This window comes from Chryseobacterium sp. FR054 (assembly GCF_056844565.1).
On sequence record NZ_JBXDSA010000001.1, the window covers coordinates 754335 to 774212 of the forward strand.

Genomic DNA, 19878 nt, shown 5'->3' on the forward strand with positions numbered 1-19878 from the left:
GTTATTTTCTGATTTCTATTTTGTCTCCTTTGGTTCTGGCATTCATCTGAGGGGCATAATAGTTCTGCAAAGCGGCAAAACCGCTGGAGAAGCTTCCTGAAGCATTACATACCAGATCATATTCAAATACATATTTACCTTTCGGCATGTAGTAAATATAAAAGTTGGTAGAGGCATCTTTAGTCGCCTGATAATACCCCAGATTATTTTTGTACTGATAGCCTGAAAGCACATCCACCGGTTCAAGCCCGGCAGCCCTCATGTCTTTCAGGTGGATATACTGCATCGGACGGTCTGTATTAAGGATCATCCTCACGGTAATGCGGTCTCCTACGGTGAGCGGACTGCTGTCTGTAATTTTAACCAGCTCTTCGCCGTTTGTGGTCTTTATCTTTTTATAATATTCTCTTGTCATGGAAAGATAAGTTTCTGTGGATTTTATATTTTCCAGGTTCTCGTAATACTGCCAGAACAATCCACCTTGTGCAATTCCCGGGCCGGATTTTGTTACGGTGACCTCAGCCAGCTTTTTATCGACTTTATCGGAATGGATGGTCTGCTTCAGATAACCTGTTGTTTTGGTTTGCGGAATCACTTCTTTTCCGCCCCAGGTTGCAGTAGCTTTGTCTGCTTCCGGAGTTGTCCAGGATTTTCCGGAGTTCATCAGCGTATAAATAATTTCGGCGGTTGTTCTGGAATTTCCCCATGAATTGGTTTCTTTCTGGGTAGCCAGCCAGACTTTGGATTCTTCAATGAAGTTAACATCTTCCGGTGTTACTTTACTGAATGCTTCTATGGCTCCGGTGTGATTTACAGCTTTAGATTCATACCAGCCCCAGTCGTTAAGGTTCTGCTTCCAGTAAGCGCCCTGTGTCTCTGAAGAAACAGAGGTTTCTTTGAGGTATTTAATCAGCTTTTTAGAGGTATTTTTCAGCCCGTAACTGTCATAAATCAGCGCTGCTCTGTGAAGACCAAAGAAAGTGAAGTCTGTAATTTTAAATTTATCTGCACGGGTGATAATGTTCTGTTTCAGACTGGCCCCTATTCCCTGCAGCGGATATTCTTTTTCCCAATAGCGTCTTGAATCCAGATAATCCAGCGCAAAATTACTCCACGGGGTGTTTTCATTTTCTTTCCAGTGGTTTTCCAGTTCTCTGTCAATATAATGGATAAGAGCAGAAACCATATCCGCCTGTCCCGACTGATACTGATTTATTCCCCCTTTCAGCCATTCATTCATTTTTCCGAGATTTCTAAGGATATATAATGATGAAACGTATGAGCTCCTAAATCCCGGCAGCCACGGGAATCCTCCGTCTCCGTTCTGGTACTGTAAAAGAAGTTTCCAGTCGCTGTTAATGGATGCTTTCATGGCATTGACTTCAAAAAGCCTTGAAATCCTGTTCATGGTTTCCGTTTCAGACTGTGCATCCAGTACCCACGGGGTTTCTTCCAGCAGTACCTGCTTAAGTTCCTGGTTTTTCTCAAGATTACTTTTCAGGAGGTCTGCACTTTTATATTCATCGAAAACGGCTTTCATCCTGGGATTGGCTTTGAAGATCTCGGTTCCCACGATGTCTGCAAACCAGGTATTGAATATGGCATCAGAGGTGATATTGAGGTTCTGGCTCAGATCCGGCAGAGCAAAAAGGATTTCCCAAACCGGGTTTGTTTTCAGTTCAAGGGTATTGCTGATATTTTCAATGGTGGAAGAGGTATTATTTTTAAGGTTCTGAAGGGTAAATGTTTTGGTCTGGCCTTCTTTTACAAAGACAGGAACGGCATCGGTAACCATCATTCTGTTGGAGAGTACGGCCACCGGGATCTGTTCTCCATCTGAATATTCTCCTGCTTTCGCTACCACTTTGATGATGATGGATGTCGCTTTATTGAACGGTGTCTTAATTTTCCAGCTGACCACGGAATTTCCGGTATCTTTTACCTCGAAATCCTGTACTGAAGTGATTCCGAACAGTTTTGAAATATCTTCATTGGTTTCCGCGTTGAGGATCTGCAGGGAAGCTGCCCCGGACATGTTTCTGTCTGTAAGGTTGGAAATTTTCGTCTGGAAGTTCAGCTCATCCCCTTCTCTCAGGAACCGGGGATAATTCGGATTCACGGACAGTTTTTTCCGGGTGATGATATCTTTTTCCAGAATAGCTGTTCTAAGATCTATGGTGTGGGCAAGGAACATCAGCTTCCATTTGGTAAGGGCTTCCGGTGTTGTAAATTCAAAGCTTACGTTTCCACTGGCATCGGTTTTCAGATTGGGGTAGAAAAATGCGGTTTCGTTAAGATTCTGACGGGCTTTCACCCCATTTAGGTCTTCTTTATTTTTTTCTTCCGGTGCTGTGTCCTTTTTATCAGAGGCACGCATTTCATCATCACCGTCAAAGCGATCTTTTTCACGGTCAGAACGGCTTGTCACCTCCATCACTGCATTCCGGTTAGGCGGGCAACCGTTATAAGAAGCTACTCCCGGAACGGTAGGACAGGCATCATTCATATCATCAATTCCATCGCCATCCGTATCAGTAATCAACCCGTATTTTAACATCAGCTTAAAGAATACATCTTCTTCAAACCAGTTAAATTTAGGAATATAAACCCCTCTGGTCTCCAGATAATCTACTTTCTGATACCATTCCAGGGTTTGTGTCAGATTTCTGATATTATAATCCTGAATAGTATTTACGGGTCTGTAATATTTTATAAAATTATAGGTATTGGGAACAAATTTATCCAACGATTTATCATACATGTTGGCCAGCACTTCGGCAATCACTTTTTCGTTATTCTTTCCTGATATCTTAACGCTCCATTTTTCTTTTGAATCGGGCTCTACTTTATCCCTGAAAGTGGTCAGTTCAATTTTCAAAGGATCTTCTTCCTCTTTGATACTGATCTGCGCATATTGATTCTGTACATCATTATACTGAGCCAAGACAAACTGAACATTATATTTTGTGATATTTTTTTCACGGGAAACAGGGAAAGTGTACGCCAATATTCCGTTGGTCAGTTTCTGTCTTTCCATTGTCTTTTTTCCCTGTCCGTCCTGAAAGTAGATATTTACAGATGCTCCGGGAATCGCAGAATAGGCATAAACTACCACCTGAGAACCTCTCATCACCTTATCTTTCGGGCCTATAACTTTTAAAAACGGATACTGATTTTTCCCCAATTTCTTTTGGCTCCATACCTCAAAATCCTGTTCTGTTTTTATGGTGTCTCTGCCTTCAATATTATATACAAGAAGCCTGTAATCTCCGGGATCAAGTCTCCCTAAATTCAGTTCTTTATCATCTTTTGTTCCGTCTATAAGGGTTTTAAGGGCTTTCCAATTTTTACGGTTTTCAGACTGGTCATAACGGTCATGCGGGAATTTTTTCAGAAACTCTTTTCCGGATATTCCCGGCAGGGTCTGAACCTTATTTTCAAAATTGCTTCTCAGAACGCGTTCCGGCTGTTTCAGCTGAATAAGTTTTACCCTGTAACTTTTATTTAAGGATACATCGTTATAGTTGAAGGCTTTTACCTTTATCTTCAGCTCATCTTCTGCAAAAGTTTCTTTTATTTCATCGGTTTTTAAATAATGGGAAACCGAAGCCACTTTCACATCGGTTTCTGCGAACTGGGTTTCGCCATTGATGTCTGTTGCAGATGTTTTTATTTTATAGTTATGAACCTGTATCCCTTCCGTGTTTTCGTCTTTTTTAAGATCAATTTTAATAACAAATTCTCCTTTGTCATCCGTTTCCGCCTTTCCCAGAATTGAATTTTCATTGTTGTAACTCTCGTACGGATACCACCAGAAATACCTTTGACGGATATTCTCTTTTTTAATTTCATAATTAACGCTGGTATTACTCAATGGAATTCCGGAGAAAGTAACTGCTCTCCCTCTCAGCTCAATGGTTTCACCGTACTTATAATCTTTTTTAATGGTGTCAAAAGTGATCTCAAATTTGGGACGCTTATATTCTTCCACAGAAAAATATTTATAATCATTAATATATCTTCCGTTATGATAAGCGTAGACTGCAAGCCTGAACTGCCCGTTCAGTCTGTCTTTTGGCAGCACAAAGCTTCCGCTGTATGATCCAAATGCGTTGGTACTGAACTTTTGGGTACTGACCACCTGGCTGTTGGCATCATACAAGGTTACCGTCTGTTCATTGCTTGTAACAACTTTTTCTATTGTTTTTTCTTCATCTGTAAAGGTGGATATGGCTTTAAAATAGACGGTCTGCCCTGGTCTGAAGATCTGCCTGTCCAGAAAAAGCTGGGTATGCGGATAATAATCCTTATAAGAACTTGAGAGATATGCTCCCTCTACCAAATTATAATCATTAGTTGCCGGATCATAGATCAGGTAACGGGAGGAACGATAATAGTCTGATTTTTCGGAAGGGAATCTGGCCAGATTATCCGTATCGATCATCAGCTGGGTTTCATCAATTCCGGAATAGTTTCTGAAATTAAATTTAAAAAGCCGGGTATTGGGTTTTAATTTTCCATTCGCACGGTCAACCAGAATATGGTCTTTTTTTTCATCATAAATAATCATAGAAGAGGTGATAATAAACATGACTTTTGAGACCTCTTCTCCGTTGGCATACTCTCCGATATATATTCCTTTCGGGAGCCCTTTCATCTCAAGGGCTGTACTGTACCCGAGATAGTCTTTTTTATTGGGAAGTGTAAAGGTATCTGTTCTGAAAAGGGTTTTATCTATTTTTTTATATTCATCTTCCTGAATATACCTCCCGCCATAGCCTAAATATCCCAGTTGCTCCAGCTGGTTTTTCACATTATTGACCTGATAAATTTTAAGAATAAAACGGTCTGCATTTTTATGATCAGCAACCATCTGGAATGGTTTTCCGGGTTCATTATGAGTTTCAAGGAAAAGGGTAAGGGAAGCCGCTTTTATCTGGTTTTCCTGCCGGGTGATATTGCTCAGAAATTTTGAACCGGGATATTCTTTTTTTATTTTATCAATCAGCTCTACGGCCTGAATATACTTCGACTGACCGCTGAGTTCCCCCACTATATTTTTTACGATCAGAATCTTGTAATCTCCTTTTATGGGAGAATTCACCAGTACCATCTGTTTTTCCAGAAATTTTTCATCTTTTCTGATATTGTTTTCGTAGATCAGTTTCTGATGCTGGAAGTATAATTTAGAATTACCGGTATTAAAATCAATCAGATTCTGATATAAAGCAGTAACAACAGCCTGATTCTCTTTTAATTCATCTTTGGTGAATATATCACTGTTGTTCAGGAAATCAATATTTTTTTTAACCTTCCAGTCGTAAAGAGAGGGAAAGAACTGAAAATCGCGTTCATTTTCAAAGGCTTCTTTGTATTTCTCAATATATATTTTCCGGAGTTTATCATCCACTGCGGTGAGTTCTGCGAGTCTCTTCAGGTAAAAGTTTTTGAAATCAAGCTTCGTCCAGGATTCTATTTCTGAAATATCTCCTTTCGCAACGTTCGTCCGGCTAAGAATCTCCCACTTTTTAAGGTTATAATAATTTTCAAAGAATTCTATTTCCAATACTTTGAAAAAAAGCAGGTCTTCATTTTTCAGTCTTTTTTCCATATTGCTGATCTTGGAAAAGAAAACGGAGGCGTAGTCGTTCTTCGGATCGTCGTGGGTGGCTTTGTATACTGCAAATTCGGCCTTCAGGGATCTGATCATTTCCGTTGTATTATTCTCTTCCACGGCTTTATTCTGGATTTCAAGAATAAGGGGCAGGTTGGATTTGAACGTTCCGTCTTTATAGCTTTCTGCAATTTTCTTCCACTGTTCTTCATAAAACTTCTGTGCATGAAAAAATATGCACGAAAAACCCAAAAAGAGCAGAACACATTTGGAGATGATTTTCATAGGTATTAATTTTGATAAATGAATGCTTTAAAAGTACTGAAAAAATACATTATAGACAGCCAGCTCTATGTTTCTCTGATGGGAACTCTTTTTGCAGTATTTTTTATGATGGAGCAAAACACATTCCGTTTTCCGTCTGTGTTTCTGATCTTTATCACTTATTTCAGCGGTTATCTTTATACCAAATACCAGTATACCCGTTATTTCTTTAAAATTGTGGTATTAAATGCGATCACAGGGATTATCTGTGCTTTTCTGATCATCCATAATCATAATGAAATAAGGCTTCTGAAATGGTTTGTCATTGTTGTGCTGGGGCTGCTTTACAACAGTTTTTTCCTGGATGTTTATATCCGCAGAATTCCGCTTCTGAAGGTTTTTTATGTAGGGCTGGTATGGGCGCTGATGAATTGCTGGCTCACCCTTCCCGAGTTCAGCCTGCCTATATTCCTGATCAGTTTCTTTTTTATAACGGCTCTGGTTCTTCCTTTTGATATCCGGGATATGGAGGTAGACACGGTAAAAACCTTTCCCCAGATAATCGGAGTTCAGAATACGAAGTATATTGCCTACGTCCTTGTATTTATCAGCTGTCTGATTGCGGTTTTTTACCTTAAACCTCTGTATGCAGGTGTATTTTTTCTATCGGGCGCTGTATCTTATTTTTTTATTTATTTTGCTGAAAATAAAAGAGATGACGCTTATTTTTCTTTCGGAGTGGAAACCTGTTCCGCACTTCCTTTTTTATTTTTACTAATAATGGAGTATTTTTGACGAATGATTATCAGGAAACTTTCTCTTTACAATTTCAAAAACCATTCGGAGAAGAAATTTGAGTTCTCACCACAGATCAACTGTTTTGTAGGGAACAACGGTGCCGGAAAAACCAATATTCTGGATGCCCTGCATTATCTGTCGGTAGGAAAAAGTTTTTTAGGCAATACAGATGCCAACAATATTAAACAGGAGGAAGATTTTTTTACCATCGATGCCGAGATTCTGAATGAAGAAAGTGAAGACATCATCAGAATTTCCCAGCCCAAAGAAGCTAAAAAGATCATTAAAAAGAATGATAAGAGCTATGACAGGCTTGCAGATCACATCGGATACCTGCCCAGCGTGATGATCTCCCCTTATGATTCCAATCTGATTTCTGATTCGGGGGAAAGCCGCAGAAAGTTTCTGGATTCTATGATCTCCCAGACCGATTCGGGGTATCTTTTTGACCTGATCCAGTATCAGAAAACGGTGCAGCAGAGAAATGCCCTGCTTAAATATTTCGCCAAAAACAGAACCTGGGACAAAGATTCACTGGAAATCTATGACGACCCGATCACCCGGCACGGAACTAAAATCTTTAAGAAAAGAAAGGAGTTTGTAGAACAGCTGAATCCTATTGTACAGAATTTTTACCAGATTATTTCGGGAGGAAAAGAAACCGTTTCGGTTATTTACGAATCCCATCTTCTTGAGAATTCATTTGAGGAGCTTTTAAAGGAAAGCCTTGAAAAAGACAGGATGCTTACCTATACCTCAAAAGGTGTTCACAAAGACGATCTTCTTTTTGAAATGGACGATGTTCTGATAAAAAAAATCGGTTCGCAGGGACAGCAGAAATCTTTCCTTATTTCTCTGAAGCTGGCCCAGATGAGCCTGGTAAAAGAACTTACCAAAAAAACTCCCATTCTTTTGCTTGATGATATTTTTGATAAGCTGGATGACACCAGGGTTTCCCAGTTAATAGAACTCGTTAATAAGGAAAGTTTCGGGCAGATTTTTATTACGGATACCCACAGGGAAAGAACGGAAAGTGTGGTGAAGAAAATTAATGAAGAAAGCATTATTTTTGAGATATGACATCAAAAGTCTTCATCCTGATATTTTCAGTATTTTTTATATTTTCTTTTGGACAGAAGAAAAAGAAGAAGGCTGATAAGAATGATGAGATTTTTGCCCAATTCGAAATTTGTTTTGAATGTTCAGGAATTGAATCTTCTCCGAAGAAGATGCCGGAACTTATCGAAACCTGCGAGTATCTTTATCCCGAACTGGAAACGTTTTTTAAAAGCAAGGGATTAAGTACTGAATATTTAGAGAGAAAATAATATGAAGAAGAAAAAACGTGAATACCAGTCGTCGGAACTTGTGAAATCTTTTGCAAGGATCTATGGTTTTGAAGACAAGCTTGTAGCCTTTGAGATCAAAGATTTCCTGGAAGATTATCTGGACAAAAGTCTTTTCAGCGAAATCCGAAGCGTCAATATTGAAGAGAAATGCGTGATGATTACAATAGCCTCTCCCCTGCTCAGGCATGATTTTCAGATGAGAAAAAGTTTTTATCTGAAAAAGTTTCAGGATAAGTTTGGGGAGGAAAAGTTTAATGACCTTAAGATTTTATAGGATTTTTTTCCGGCAGCTATTTTTACCGAATCCCGTAAATTGAGCATTACTGCGGCTATTTTATTCCCGAAGCCCGTACAGATAACCCTGATTTTTTTGTATCATGTATTGAATCCGATGTTCAGAGCCTTCTGTACATGAGTCCGGCCTATTCAGTACGCACTGTGTTCCAAACCGGAAAAACTTTGAAAAAAGCTTTTATATTATTAAGATGATGTTCGCTAAATCCCTTCCCAGTTCAATTGTAAACCGACCGGCTAAAGTTTTTAGGAACCGACTTGCCATAAAGAGCGAAAAGATTAAGTTTAATGCTGATTTTCCGATTTATTGGAAACCGTACTGTTCATCAGATCGTCTGCTTTTTTATCTAATCCGGAACGAAGCGGAATGAAAAATTTAAACGGATGTTTAATGAAATACCTGAAAATTTCTTTATAAATCTCGCTTACCTGTCCGAAATTCATTTTCCTTGATCTGAAGGCCAGGAACATGGATAATGAAAAGCTGACCAGGAAGTTGAAGAACCCGATCAGGAACACCGTGATAAAGGAGATCCAGAAGGTATAGGAATCTACTGAAAAATCTTTACCGTAAAGCCCTAATGCAAAGTTTCCGGCGGCAAACGTGATGTGCCTGATGTCAAGATCAAGACCAAAGAACAGCCCGATGGGCGCGGTAGCTCCCAGAAACACCCCGAACCAGAAATTGGAAACAATGCCCGGCCAGTTTTTAGCATAATATTTAGAGAGCCCTTTGGCAAACTTTTTCCCGAAAAAGTTTCTGATGGAAAGGTTTTTGGCAATTCTTTCAGGAATCTGGTAAAATACGGAGTTGTTTCCGATATTTCCGGAAATGATTCCCGAAATAAACAGGTAGAATCCGGCTATGGACGCATGTAAAATGGCTTTGGATTTAAAAGGGTCGAGGTCTTTTAATAGTTTATCCGAACGTTCAACGGCCAGGTTCTGGGAAAAAAATACGTCCAGACCATAAATAATGGCCAGCGCAATCGGGAAGGAAAGCAGCACGTTTCCTACAAAAGCAATAAACTGGCTTCTGAACAGCTTGGAGACAAGATGGGCAAATTCGGTGTTATTTCTTTTGTTACCTTCTTCCGACAGAACTTTCGTCATGGTAGCAGCAGTCATTGCCGGCTGCTTTGTGGCCAGGGTAAATCCCATCAGGTAAATCATCACGAATCCCATTGCATAATTCATCGAATATAAAAATGCATGGGAAAAGTCGCTTCCGGGAATATATCCGTAAAGCATTTTCAGCACACAGAGTGCTCCTACAATAATACCGCCGCCACTCGCCTTGTAGAACATCGTCATATATTCTTTCCGCGTGGAAGTAATGTAATGGGTTCCGGTTTCTGCGGTATGGTTGGTAATGAGATGCGAGATCAGACGGGTACTGTCGTTGATCAGATCTGCAATGTTATTTTTATGGGATTTATAATTCAGGATATTAAAGATCAGCTGTTTTGATTTGATCATCACATCTTCTTCACTGTCGATCACCAGAAGCTGTACTATCTCGTAGATCCTTTCTGTCTGCTGACGGATCTTGAGCAGAGACTGGTTGATCTTTCCTGATATCCCGTATTTATCTGAATTCTTAAAAGCAATGTTTACAAATTCCAGACACTGTTCTGCATATATTTTGATCTGCTTGTAACGGCTGTCTCTGGAATGCAGCTGGAGTTCCGGATCTTTCGTCAGCTCTTCGGCAAGGGCTTCCAGCTCGTTCTGCAGCGCAAGGAATGGATTGTCGAGGTTCCTGTATTGTGGTGCCATTCTTACGACTTCCACTTCCATCGCCATCCCCGTTACTCTCCAGGAAAGGATATTCATGGAGAAGATCAGTTCTTTCTTCACATTAGGTCTGATGATAAAATCTGAAGCTCCCAGAAGTGTTAAAAATTCATTCACTTCATTTTCAGGAAGGTTATGAAGATATTTCAGATCTTTTTTGGGTCTTAAACTGACGTTATCAATCATGTACCACACTGTTTTTTCGTTTTCAACAGGAGGCAGCAGTTTATTCAGTATTCTTTTTTTAAGTTCCGGGAAGAAGGCATTTTCAGACAGAATGTTGGCTTCTGTGAGTGAAAGGTTGAAGGGTCTTCCCCTGAAGATATTATGAATATAATGTTTAAAGTTTTCAGCAAACACGGGGTTGTTCCTTAAAAAATTAAGAACATCCGTAAAATCAGCCCTTTTAATACTCTCTAAAAACTCGGCAAAGGGTTCCAGAGAGAGGGTTTCATTCTTAAAAGAGAAGTATTTTTTAAGAACAGATTCAAAATTTGTGCTGGAATTAAAGAATTTCATTAATACAAAGATACTATTTCAAACTCACATTCCTCATCTGTCTCATGATCCAATTGTGTTTCTTTCTTAAATAAGGGGATGGGTTCTTAGGATCATACTTCTTGGGATTGGGCAGTACGGCGGCAATCCAAGCTGCATCTGAAGCACTCAGATCTTTGGAAGATTTCCCAAAATAATACCGGGCTGCTGCTTCCACGCCAAACACCCCCTGTCCCATTTCAATAGAGTTCAGGTATCTTTCCAGGATAATATCTTTGCTCCATACTTTTTCGATGATAAAGGTATAAATGGCTTCAAGACCTTTTCTCAGCCAGCTCCTTCCCTGCCACAGGAAAACATTTTTTGCGGTCTGCTGGGAAATGGTACTTCCTCCCCTGATCTTTTTGCCTTTTTCATTGTATTTCATGGCCTTTTCTATGGCAGTATAATCGAATCCGTCATGATCGAAAAATTTCTGATCTTCGGAAGCAATAACGGCTTTTTTCACATTATTCCCCATTTCGTCATAGGAAATATAATCCCTGTGCAGTTTCCCGTATTCAAAAAGACCACCTATCTGAGTAATGGTAATAGGCGGATTGAAGAATCTTCCCCAAATGATAAAGACCACATTCAGGACAAGGACGATGAAAATCAGCTGTTTAATTTTTTTCCACATAATTTTTCGTAAAATGAAATGCAAAAATAAGCAAATGTCCTGATTTATTGCAGTTCTTTCATATAAGTGAGCTGATAATCCGGCAAAAGTTCAGGATGAAAAATTTTGATGTAGTCTTTGAGTACCAGATCGGCTCTCACTACTCCGCTTTCGAAGAAATCATTGGCTTTCTGTTTTTCTCTGCCAGCCATTGTATAGATTTTTCCTTTATTAAAAACATCCAGTTTTCCATAGAAAGGATTCATTTTTACCATTTCATTTTTGGAAGTATGGCTCCCAGCATTTACCCAATACTGCACCCCTCCGGATTTGGCATAGACTTCTTCAAACCCCATCGTTAATGCTTTTTCATCTTTATTTTCTTTCATGATATAATGGGCATTGGCATCTGCAATATAATGGGCAACAGAGGTATTTCCCCCGGGAAGATACCATACATCGCCATACATTTCATTAGCCAGAACCACAGGCTTTTCTTTTGCTTTCTGTGCAAGCTGTTTCAGGTCACTATAATTTTTTTCAATCTCTTTATATTGGGCTTCCGCTTCTTTTTCCTTTCCTAAAAATTCTCCAAAAAGTTTAATATAGGCCGTTTTTTCAAGAGGCTGCTGTTCCATATACTCATCCAGGAATATCACCTGGATTCCGTTGTTCTTCAGCAGTTCGTAGGTATTGTCAAAGCTTGCGATATGGTTGGTAAAGATGGCATCCGGCTTCATGGAAATAATTTTCTCCACGTCATATTTCTGCTCATTCCCCACATTCTGGATTTTTCCTTCCTTAACGAGATTCAGGATCTTTTCAGAATAGATATATTCCGGGCTGGATATTCCGATGATCAGATTTTCGGCTCCAAGTTCTGCAATATACCCTGCCATACTGGCGTTCAACAGAATAATTTTCTTAAACGGAGTCTGGTTTTCTTTGAAATTATAGGTGAAATTTCCCGATTTCAGCTCCAAAGCACCGCCATTCTCTTTAAATTGGGTACGCTCTGATATTTTGGTCCAGTCTGAGGACGAAATTTTTGTTTCTCTTTTACAGGCAATTAGCGAAAAAACCGTTAATAAAAGTAAAATTCTCTGTTTCATTCTTCAAAGAACGGAAAAAAGTGGTATATTTGCAACCGTTAAACAAAAAGATAACAAACGGCCTCGTGGCGCAACTGAATAGCGCATCTGATTACGGCTCAGAAGGTTACAGGTTTGAATCCTGTCGAGGTCACTGAAGGAGACAACTATTTGATAGTTGTCTCTCTTTTTTATAACATATAAGAATCTTGGGATTGCAACAAAAACTGGAGATTATTTTACGGTATTTTTGTTTTTTTAGTTGTTTTATCTCCAGGCAGCATTTCCAGTGAGTTCATCCCATCTGCTTCGGGGATTTGTAGACTAATGTTGAATGTATCCTGTCTTTATTGTACCAACCTAGTGTAATTAAATGTATCTAATCTTTACTCTTACTTCTTCACATTATTGTATTTTTTTAATCTTTAGCTTCTTTTTCACCTTTTTGTCGAAAAGCAAAATATATAATAATTACACTAATAAACATTAAAATGGATGCTAGAAAAAACGGAGCTCCTGAAAATTGAAATGGTGCTTTATCATGAGTGAAATAATAGAATAAGTTTGTCATCATTGGAGGTCCCAAAATAGAGGTAGCACTCACTAAACTTGATAATGCCCCCTGCAGTTCACCTTGTTCATTTGCAGGAACATTTTTACTGATTATTGATTGAAGTGCGGGTCCGCAGATTCCACCTAAGGAATAAGGAACGAGAAAAACAAACATCATCCACCCCTGATTAGTAAATGCAAAAAGCATTAAACCTAATGCATAAAATAGCAACCCAAAATATACACTTTTATGTTCCCCTAATTTTGGAGTTGTCCACCTAATTAGAACTCCTTGTACTAAGCCAAGCAATAAGCCCAACAAACCAAGCGATAGACCTACAGTTCTTTCCGTCCAATTAAATTTATACATAGTAAAAAAATGCCAATTGCTTTGTACGGCGTGGAGGGCAACATAGACCAAAATTAAAGCGATGACGAGATTTGATATTTTTGACTGTTTTCTCAAAAAATTAACTGTTCCAATAGGGTTTGCACGTTTCCAGCTAAATGACCGACGTTTATCTTTTTCTAAACTTTCCGGTAGTATAAGCAGGCCGTAAAGAAAATTCACCATGCATAATATAGCAGCGAAATAAAAGGGGACTCTTGCTCCATAATGGCCAAGCAAACCACCTATTACCGGACCTATAATAAACCCTAATCCAAAAGCTGCGCCGATTAAGCCGAAATTTTTAGTTCTATCTTCAGCGGTGGATATGTCAGCGATATATGCACTAGCTGTTGAAATACTAGCTCCAGTAAGACCGGCAATGATTCTTCCAAAAAACAACCACCCAATAGAAGGCGCTAGTGCTAATAGTACGTAATCAATAGCAAATCCGAAAAGAGAAATTAAAATAATTGGGCGTCTCCCATACTTATCACTAAGATTACCCACTATAGGTGCAAATATAAATTGCGTAATAGCATAAGCAAAGCCAAGCCAACCTCCATATTTCGCAGCTTCACTAAGGTCACTATTGATAAGTTCTGCAATGAGTTTAGGGACCACGGGAAGTATAATTCCCCAACCTGCAATATCAATCAACAACGTTATAAATATAAATCCAATAGCTGCTTTTTTACCTGTTTTTTTCATGTTGTAAAATTAAACAGAGATAAAAAGCAGGTATTAACAATTTAATGGTGCTTACGTACAATCTGAAAGCTAATAATATTTAGCAATCTGTAAATAGTTTAGACATAAAAGAACATAAATTATTATTCGTTTCTATAGGTTTTGGGCGACACTCCCACTATTCTTTTAAAGTATCTGCAAAAGATACTTGTTTCTTCGAAATGAAGCTCGTTGCTAATTTCTTTAATTGATAAATTAGAAGATTTCAGTAGTGTTTTAGCATGAAGAATTGTGATATGATCAATCCACTGTAATACAGATTTTCCCGTTTTCTGTTTCAGGAAAGTGGAAAGATATTGTGGTGTTAAATGTAGCTTTTCAGCATAAAACGCAACGCTTCTTTGTTGGTTTGCATGCTTTGAAATGAGTAGATAAAAATCATCTATAATCTCATGTGTACGGTTTTTCACCAAGCTTTTGTTACTCGGTAAAGAAGAATATACTTCAGAAATCATACTTATTAGAACCATAACAAGATGTCGAAGCATTTCTGCAAGCTCCATTTTCCCCACCCGAAAATAAAAAATTTGAAGGGAAATATGAATTTACAATTAATGGAGAAAAAAGAAATACGGAAATTAATTCTATGTTTGTTCAATCGACTTTAGAAAAAATTAATAGGAAATTAATGACAAATGAAAGTTCTAATTGGAACTATTATCCAAAAGAGAAAGTCTTAAAATTTTCAAGAGTAAGGCAATATAATCCAACTCTTGGATTAGAATTGATGTTAGATGATACATATACTTTTAATGTAGAAGAAAAAGACGGAATTTTATTCTTTAAGTCCGAAATAGACGATTATCACTTAAAAAAATTATAACTTTTTCTAACACTGTTAACTGTTGTACAGGTTTAATTTGCTTTTGAAATTAAAATACTCAACCTCGTTTTTAGTTTTGAACGAGGTTTGTTTTTTACAAAAAAGGACAAAGACGTTTGATTTTTAGCCAAATGTATTAAGTTTGTTTTTCGATTCTGCATTTTTTTGTAAGTTTACTATACCTCTGGAAAACCAATATTTATGAAAATCCATTAATCCCCGCTGCGCAAAGTTTCCTGACTTTGAGTTGGCCAAAATAACAACCACTGCGTCTGTAATGTTTTTTTATTACACGTTTAAGAAAATTGCTATATTATCAATACAAAGATCGCCTGGGAAATATCATATATTAGAAATTTATATAACAGATAAAAAAAGCTTCTTCCATTTGGAAACCGTATTCCTGCTCAGTTTGAAATGCAATGCCAACTGACTATTATTCAAATTATTCCTCTTCTGGTAATCTAATATTTGTAAAATATCATTCTTACTGTATGAGCGGTGTTTTTGATTCATATTCATGACTTCCTTACCCGAATAGCCAAAAATTCTTTTATTCAACTCTATAACATCAAGAACTGAAAGCTTATTTTTTTGCAATAAAGACGCACAATCTTTATATTTCTGAGGATATTTCATTGAAATAATATCATTAAATATCCTTTTATAGTCCGGTGTTTTAATTCTTTCCATATTTTGAAATGGTATATTCAGCAATAACTATATCTTCCTGATCAAACTCAATAAACAGAACTGTCCTTCTTCCCCACCAGTTTTTTTTCAGCAAATAAGTCCATTCTCTATCTTTATAAAAATTAAATCCATCTCCAAGTTCTACCAAAACTTCCTTTTTAGTCTTTCCAATTAATCTTCTTTTCTTCATAATTATGTGATTATATAACATCATATTACTTAGGTAGCCTAGCTTTTTTTATATTTATTAATCCATTTGTGAAGCGTTGTTTTGGGGATTCGGTATTCTTGCATGATCTGAATTTTGCTTTTTTCTCCTGTTTCAAAGAGCTCTAGAATAAAATCAATCATTTCTTTAGTATAAATATTCTTCCGGAACTGTGGCAGTGAAGAATTGATCTTGGCCGTATTATCTTTTACTCCGGCAGGTGGCGAGTATAATATCAGGTGCTGCGAGTATATTCTAAAAAAATCATATTCCAAAAGCTTAGACCATAGCAGGAGCTTCTTTGTAATAAGATCTTCCTGTTCATACATTTCTAAAATATCATCAATTCCACATTTAAAAAATTTACAAATACGGGATATTTCCATATTAGATTCGGTAACACGTAATTTGATTAAACTTCCGATATGAATATTTTTAAAATTCATTGGAGGGGTTTTATCTGTATTTTGCATAAGTTTATTTTTTATCTGCCTAAAATCCTCATTAAAAATGTCTGCACGCTATCAATACTGTATTTTTTAACCTTGACAAAGGATTGCCTTTGCCAAGGCTGATAAAAAATTATATAGAATTTGTGTTATCTGTTATTTCCAGTAGCTCCAATTCGCTCCATCATATACTGCCAGCATATCAGAAGCAGGGTCATATACCATAGTTCCTGCTACGGAGCTTTTCATGGTCAGATGCGGATTGGCCACAACAGGTAAAACCATTGCTTTTGTTGTAGACTCCAATACCAGAGTTCCGGGCTTACTTGTAGAAGCTGCCCCGATGATTACTCCGGCCGTTGCAGCAGCATCTGTCCCTACATTAGATAAAGCATGAAGAGCTCCCTGTCCCTGGTCCGTAAGTGAGGTCCAGCCTCCGGCGTTGTTATTGTTTTTCTCTTCCCACACTTCAACAGCCTTATCTGCCGTGTTAAAAATAAATGTCCCTCCTACCGCTCCGGGAGCCGAAGCCACTGAAGGCAGAACAATCCCTTTATTTCCCGGGCCAAATTCTACAAGTGCGCTCGGGTTCGCTACATTATCTTTTCCAAATGCTACCTGAGCCTTCATATCATTGAATAAAGCTGCAGAAAGCACGGTTATGGATGTTATTATTATATTCTTCATTTTTATTTCATTTTTTATTCGTTAAAAAGCTGCCAGGATATTGATTTCCGCTATCCCGGCAATCTTTAAAAACTCAATCACTTATTATTATTCGTTACAGCCCCTTTTGATACAGTTCCATCCGGTACGGGAAGCATCTACTCCCGGAGCCGTTCCCCTGTATAGCTGAACGCATTTTAAATCTGTATTGTAAATCACCATTCCTTCTACCGGAACCAGAGCATTTCTCTGAGCTGTTGTCATATGAGTAATCACCAGACCTTTTCCGGCACTATCCAGAACAAGCTGTCCGTTAGGAACATTTTTAGGCCAGTTGGCAGCGGTAATGGATGGTTTGGTAAGAATTCCGATCTGGGCATAGCTGTCCGGCGTACCTGTTGCTCCCGGTTTGATACAGTGACAAGGCACGATTTTCTTTCCAGATCCGTAACCGGTCATATACGTAGGACCTACCACTACCTGTGTAGCTGTAACGATATTAGCTGATGCTACATTCCAGGTGATGGTATTAAAAGCTGCTCCATTATATAGTTCCAAAGGAAATAACGGGCCTCCTGATGTCTTGCTGCCAAACAATGTTACCGCTCCTGTAGCACTGATATTTACTCTTACTGAAGGCGCTGAAGAAGTTCCTATGATCTGCCAGATTTCAGGAACTCCGCCTGATCCGTAAACAGATCCGTCTGCGAAACGGATATTCGGTGCTCCCGTAGAAAACTGAATTTCCTGTGTGGAAAGCTGAGTTCCGTTAATGTTAAGGTTAAAAGAATTATCCAGCGTATAAATATCGAAGACAAACCCAAAATCGGTTGCCGGCTGAGAGAAAGTTACCGGAGTTCCGTTTGCTGTGCTGAAAGCGTTACCCTGAACATCTTCCGTACAGATAGGTGTTGGAGAGAATAATACATTGCTGTTGTTCAGTAAGTTATTGCAATTTCCTCCCAAGCCGTTATTCGCACATTCATATTCTGCATTGGTAGGCGGAACTGCAGGGTTAGGGTTGGTTGCATCCGGGTCGGTTACGTCATTCGGACGAAGTATTCCTGCTTTTACTGTTAAGTTTCCTGGTGTTGCAGAAGCAGTAACGGTTACAGTGAATTTATAAGTAATTTCACATCCGTTAGGCAGATTGAGTGCAGACGAATAAGTACGCGTCGCAGGATTGTAAGTTACTGCTGCCGATTCACTTCCACATCCGTTGGCTGTGAAAACAAGAGACTGCGGATTCAGACCCGCCGGAAGGATGAAGGTAAACGGAGCTCCTGTAACACTGCTTGGTCCATCATTCTTCACTTTTACCGTATAGGTAAGTAACTCTCCAACAGATACTGCGGATTTATCAGGCATTACATGGGTTACTTTTAAGTCTGCGATTTTTACTTCTACACTTGTATTTATTGTCACCGGACTGCTTTCAATAAATGTCCAGGTATCAATAGCTCTCTGATCTCCAAACATGAAGGCTGTTCCTGTAGCACCCACACCATATCGATGTCCATTCACATTACTGCTGATTCCTGTGCTATTAGCAGGAGGAAGATGACTGTTGTTTTTCGGAGACGGAACCGAACCGTTACTTCCGTCAGGAACATCGGTATCATCCCAGTATACAATATCTGAAATTACATTATTGAGGTTTGAGTGATCAAGAAGCTCAATAATAGTTCCATTTTTGTTATACTCCATATCGAAAAAAGGAAAATGAACCTCCCCGGTCTGCATCTTTACGGTTACAGCTACCGGCTGGCTACCTGCCGGTAACGCTATCCCGTTTCCGTCTTTTCCGTCCCAGAAAACACTGTTTACACCAGCAGAAGAATTTCCTGTCAAAACTCTGGTCGTAAAAGATGTCGGTAAGCTATTGCTTGCAATGGTAATAGTATATCTGCCAACAGCTGCGGTTGTAAACTTTACATGTCCTCCTTTACCGCTTATCTGGTTATTCGTTCCCTCAATACCAGTAATCCCTACATTTGTAACATCCGGTGAAACAACATTACTCTTAACCCAGGTACTTCCTCCGGGAACGGCACCATTTGAAGAAGCGGGAAGATCTGCTGACGGCAGACTGTAAAACAGTTTATGAGTGATATTAGTGTCATCAGCAGTGTTAGGATTCTTAATATTAGCAGAGGATATTGCCGCAAGACTTTTATAAATTGGTAAACCGGTAATTGAATTGGTAAAACCATTGTTATTGGCAAAGAACTGAAAAAACATTCCGTAGTTTCCGTTGTTATTAATTTTGTAAGTATATCCATCTTTTGTCTGCACATAAAAAATACTGTAAACGCCCTTATTTTCAGGAGGTGTTCCAACGGTAGTGGACATATTGAATGTATTGGTATAAACACGGCCTGTTATAAAATTGCTGTTTGCAGCATTAATTACCGAAACATCCCACGCAGCAATATTATTGTCGTTGGATTGTGTCCAATTACTATTGGCAAGAATAGCATTTTCAAGAGGATCACCTGTTCCCCGTGATACAAATTCAACACGGTAAATTCCTTCAACTGTTACATTATGATATATTGGTAAATATCGGTTGCCACCTGCAGCCTGTCCAACCAATCTGGGACCGGCCAGCTCAGCTGCACGATTGCTGATCTGGCCTCCGGTTGTATTATTCACCGCCAATGTTCCGTCCGGCAGGAATAAGCGGATTCTTCCGGAACCGCCGTTCTGCGCACTGGAGGCAAGTGTAATGACTTCTCCTGCTTTTGCATATACATAATGTGTACCTTCATTCGGGAAAGGCCAGCTTGATTCCCAACCTGCATTGGAAGTATTTGAGCGTAAATAGGCACGGTATCCTGGTGTGCCGTTTGGATACAGATCTTTGGATCCCTCTGCGAAAAGGAGGTTACCGACCAGCAGTAACACCGTAATCAAAAGGAACCTCAACGAGCTGAAAATTTGTAATTTATTTTTTTTCATTTGTTTTTATTTAATTGTTCTTTAG

15 protein-coding genes and 1 tRNA gene are annotated in these 19878 nt (G+C 38.7%); 5 read left to right on the forward strand and 11 right to left on the reverse strand.

Annotated elements, in window-relative coordinates; translation table 11 throughout:
* Position 1: 1 nt before the first annotated feature.
* A complete protein-coding gene (locus AC106S_RS03765) occupies positions 2–5899 on the reverse strand; it encodes an alpha-2-macroglobulin family protein (RefSeq protein ID WP_482437797.1) in 5898 nt (1965 codons plus the stop codon).
* Between the two features lie 18 nt (positions 5900–5917).
* On the opposite strand from AC106S_RS03765, the gene AC106S_RS03770 reads away from it, so the two are divergent.
* From AC106S_RS03770 to AC106S_RS03780, 3 genes are all read left to right on the forward strand, one after another.
* The gene (locus AC106S_RS03770) at positions 5918–6673 is read left to right on the forward strand and encodes a UbiA prenyltransferase family protein (protein WP_482437798.1); all 756 of its coding nucleotides are present in this window, start codon (positions 5918–5920) and stop codon (positions 6671–6673) included.
* A gap of 3 nt (positions 6674–6676) precedes the next feature.
* On the forward strand, positions 6677–7756 hold the full coding sequence (gene recF, locus AC106S_RS03775; protein ID WP_482437799.1) for a DNA replication/repair protein RecF: 1080 nt from the start codon (positions 6677–6679) through the stop codon (positions 7754–7756).
* Between the two features lie 249 nt (positions 7757–8005).
* Positions 8006–8299, forward strand: a complete 294-nt coding sequence (locus AC106S_RS03780) for a hypothetical protein (RefSeq protein WP_482437800.1) — start codon at positions 8006–8008, stop codon at positions 8297–8299.
* Positions 8300–8604: 305 nt separating this feature from the next.
* Here the strand turns inward: AC106S_RS03780 and AC106S_RS03785 are convergent, their stop codons facing one another.
* From AC106S_RS03785 to AC106S_RS03795, 3 genes are read right to left on the reverse strand one after another with little or no spacing between them, the layout of a single operon-like run.
* Complete coding sequence (locus AC106S_RS03785; protein WP_482437801.1) at positions 8605–10635, reverse strand: recombinase; 2031 nt, start codon at positions 10633–10635, stop codon at positions 8605–8607.
* A 13-nt stretch (positions 10636–10648) separates the two neighbouring features.
* On the reverse strand, positions 10649–11293 hold the full coding sequence (gene mtgA, locus AC106S_RS03790; RefSeq protein WP_482437802.1) for a monofunctional biosynthetic peptidoglycan transglycosylase: 645 nt from the start codon (positions 11291–11293) through the stop codon (positions 10649–10651).
* A gap of 44 nt (positions 11294–11337) precedes the next feature.
* Positions 11338–12384, reverse strand: coding sequence for an ABC transporter substrate-binding protein (locus tag AC106S_RS03795; RefSeq protein WP_482437803.1), 1047 nt, complete (start codon positions 12382–12384; stop codon positions 11338–11340).
* Between the two features lie 59 nt (positions 12385–12443).
* Here AC106S_RS03795 and AC106S_RS03800 point away from each other — a divergent pair.
* A tRNA-Arg gene (locus AC106S_RS03800) sits at positions 12444–12517 on the forward strand.
* Between the two features lie 264 nt (positions 12518–12781).
* Here the strand turns inward: AC106S_RS03800 and AC106S_RS03805 are convergent.
* Both AC106S_RS03805 and AC106S_RS03810 read right to left on the reverse strand, forming a co-directional pair.
* Complete coding sequence (locus AC106S_RS03805; protein WP_482437804.1) at positions 12782–14014, reverse strand: TCR/Tet family MFS transporter; 1233 nt, start codon at positions 14012–14014, stop codon at positions 12782–12784.
* Between the two features lie 122 nt (positions 14015–14136).
* Complete coding sequence (locus AC106S_RS03810; protein WP_482437805.1) at positions 14137–14556, reverse strand: helix-turn-helix domain-containing protein; 420 nt, start codon at positions 14554–14556, stop codon at positions 14137–14139.
* Between the two features lie 125 nt (positions 14557–14681).
* Between AC106S_RS03810 and AC106S_RS03815 the strand changes: the two genes are divergently transcribed.
* Positions 14682–14876: a hypothetical protein gene (locus tag AC106S_RS03815; protein WP_482437806.1), complete on the forward strand. Its 195-nt coding sequence runs from the start codon at positions 14682–14684 to the stop codon at positions 14874–14876.
* Positions 14877–15233: 357 nt separating this feature from the next.
* On the opposite strand, the gene AC106S_RS03820 is transcribed toward AC106S_RS03815, so the two are convergent.
* The 5 genes from AC106S_RS03820 to AC106S_RS03840 all read right to left on the reverse strand — a co-directional run bounded on the left by AC106S_RS03820 (position 15234) and on the right by AC106S_RS03840 (position 19853).
* Entirely contained in the window at positions 15234–15569 is a 336-nt protein-coding gene (locus AC106S_RS03820; protein WP_482437807.1) for a transposase, read from the reverse strand.
* Complete coding sequence (locus AC106S_RS03825) at positions 15556–15759, reverse strand: hypothetical protein (RefSeq protein WP_482437808.1); 204 nt, start codon at positions 15757–15759, stop codon at positions 15556–15558. Before AC106S_RS03825 ends, AC106S_RS03820 begins: the two co-directional genes overlap by 14 nt.
* 38 nt (positions 15760–15797) lie before the next feature.
* Positions 15798–16250 (reverse strand): transposase, encoded by a 453-nt coding sequence (locus AC106S_RS03830; RefSeq protein ID WP_482437809.1) that lies wholly within the window; start codon positions 16248–16250, stop codon positions 15798–15800.
* 132 nt (positions 16251–16382) lie between these two features.
* Positions 16383–16913 carry a hypothetical protein gene (locus AC106S_RS03835; RefSeq protein ID WP_482437810.1) on the reverse strand — a complete coding sequence of 177 codons (531 nt, stop codon included), beginning with the start codon at positions 16911–16913 and terminating at the stop codon, positions 16383–16385.
* Between the two features lie 87 nt (positions 16914–17000).
* On the reverse strand, positions 17001–19853 hold the full coding sequence (locus AC106S_RS03840; RefSeq protein ID WP_482437811.1) for a hypothetical protein: 2853 nt from the start codon (positions 19851–19853) through the stop codon (positions 17001–17003).
* Positions 19854–19878 lie beyond the last annotated feature (25 nt).

Bases quoted from the DNA above. Each gene is read 5' to 3' on its own strand.
- AC106S_RS03805 (WP_482437804.1), bottom strand. From the start codon at position 14,014: ATGAAAAAAACAGGTAAAAAAGCAGCTATTGGATTTATATTTATAACG.
- AC106S_RS03765 (WP_482437797.1), bottom strand. From the start codon at position 5,899: ATGAAAATCATCTCCAAATGTGTTCTGCTCTTTTTGGGTTTTTCGTGC.
- AC106S_RS03815 (WP_482437806.1), top strand. From the start codon at position 14,682: ATGACAAATGAAAGTTCTAATTGGAACTATTATCCAAAAGAGAAAGTC.
- mtgA (WP_482437802.1), bottom strand. From the start codon at position 11,293: ATGTGGAAAAAAATTAAACAGCTGATTTTCATCGTCCTTGTCCTGAAT.
- AC106S_RS03810 (WP_482437805.1), bottom strand. From the start codon at position 14,556: ATGGAGCTTGCAGAAATGCTTCGACATCTTGTTATGGTTCTAATAAGT.
- AC106S_RS03830 (WP_482437809.1), bottom strand. From the start codon at position 16,250: ATGCAAAATACAGATAAAACCCCTCCAATGAATTTTAAAAATATTCAT.
- AC106S_RS03795 (WP_482437803.1), bottom strand. From the start codon at position 12,384: ATGAAACAGAGAATTTTACTTTTATTAACGGTTTTTTCGCTAATTGCC.
- recF (WP_482437799.1), top strand. From the start codon at position 6,677: ATGATTATCAGGAAACTTTCTCTTTACAATTTCAAAAACCATTCGGAG.
- AC106S_RS03820 (WP_482437807.1), bottom strand. From the start codon at position 15,569: ATGGAAAGAATTAAAACACCGGACTATAAAAGGATATTTAATGATATT.
- AC106S_RS03785 (WP_482437801.1), bottom strand. From the start codon at position 10,635: ATGAAATTCTTTAATTCCAGCACAAATTTTGAATCTGTTCTTAAAAAA.
- AC106S_RS03825 (WP_482437808.1), bottom strand. From the start codon at position 15,759: ATGAAGAAAAGAAGATTAATTGGAAAGACTAAAAAGGAAGTTTTGGTA.
- AC106S_RS03780 (WP_482437800.1), top strand. From the start codon at position 8,006: ATGAAGAAGAAAAAACGTGAATACCAGTCGTCGGAACTTGTGAAATCT.
- AC106S_RS03770 (WP_482437798.1), top strand. From the start codon at position 5,918: ATGAATGCTTTAAAAGTACTGAAAAAATACATTATAGACAGCCAGCTC.
- AC106S_RS03835 (WP_482437810.1), bottom strand. From the start codon at position 16,913: ATGAAGAATATAATAATAACATCCATAACCGTGCTTTCTGCAGCTTTA.
- AC106S_RS03840 (WP_482437811.1), bottom strand. From the start codon at position 19,853: ATGAAAAAAAATAAATTACAAATTTTCAGCTCGTTGAGGTTCCTTTTG.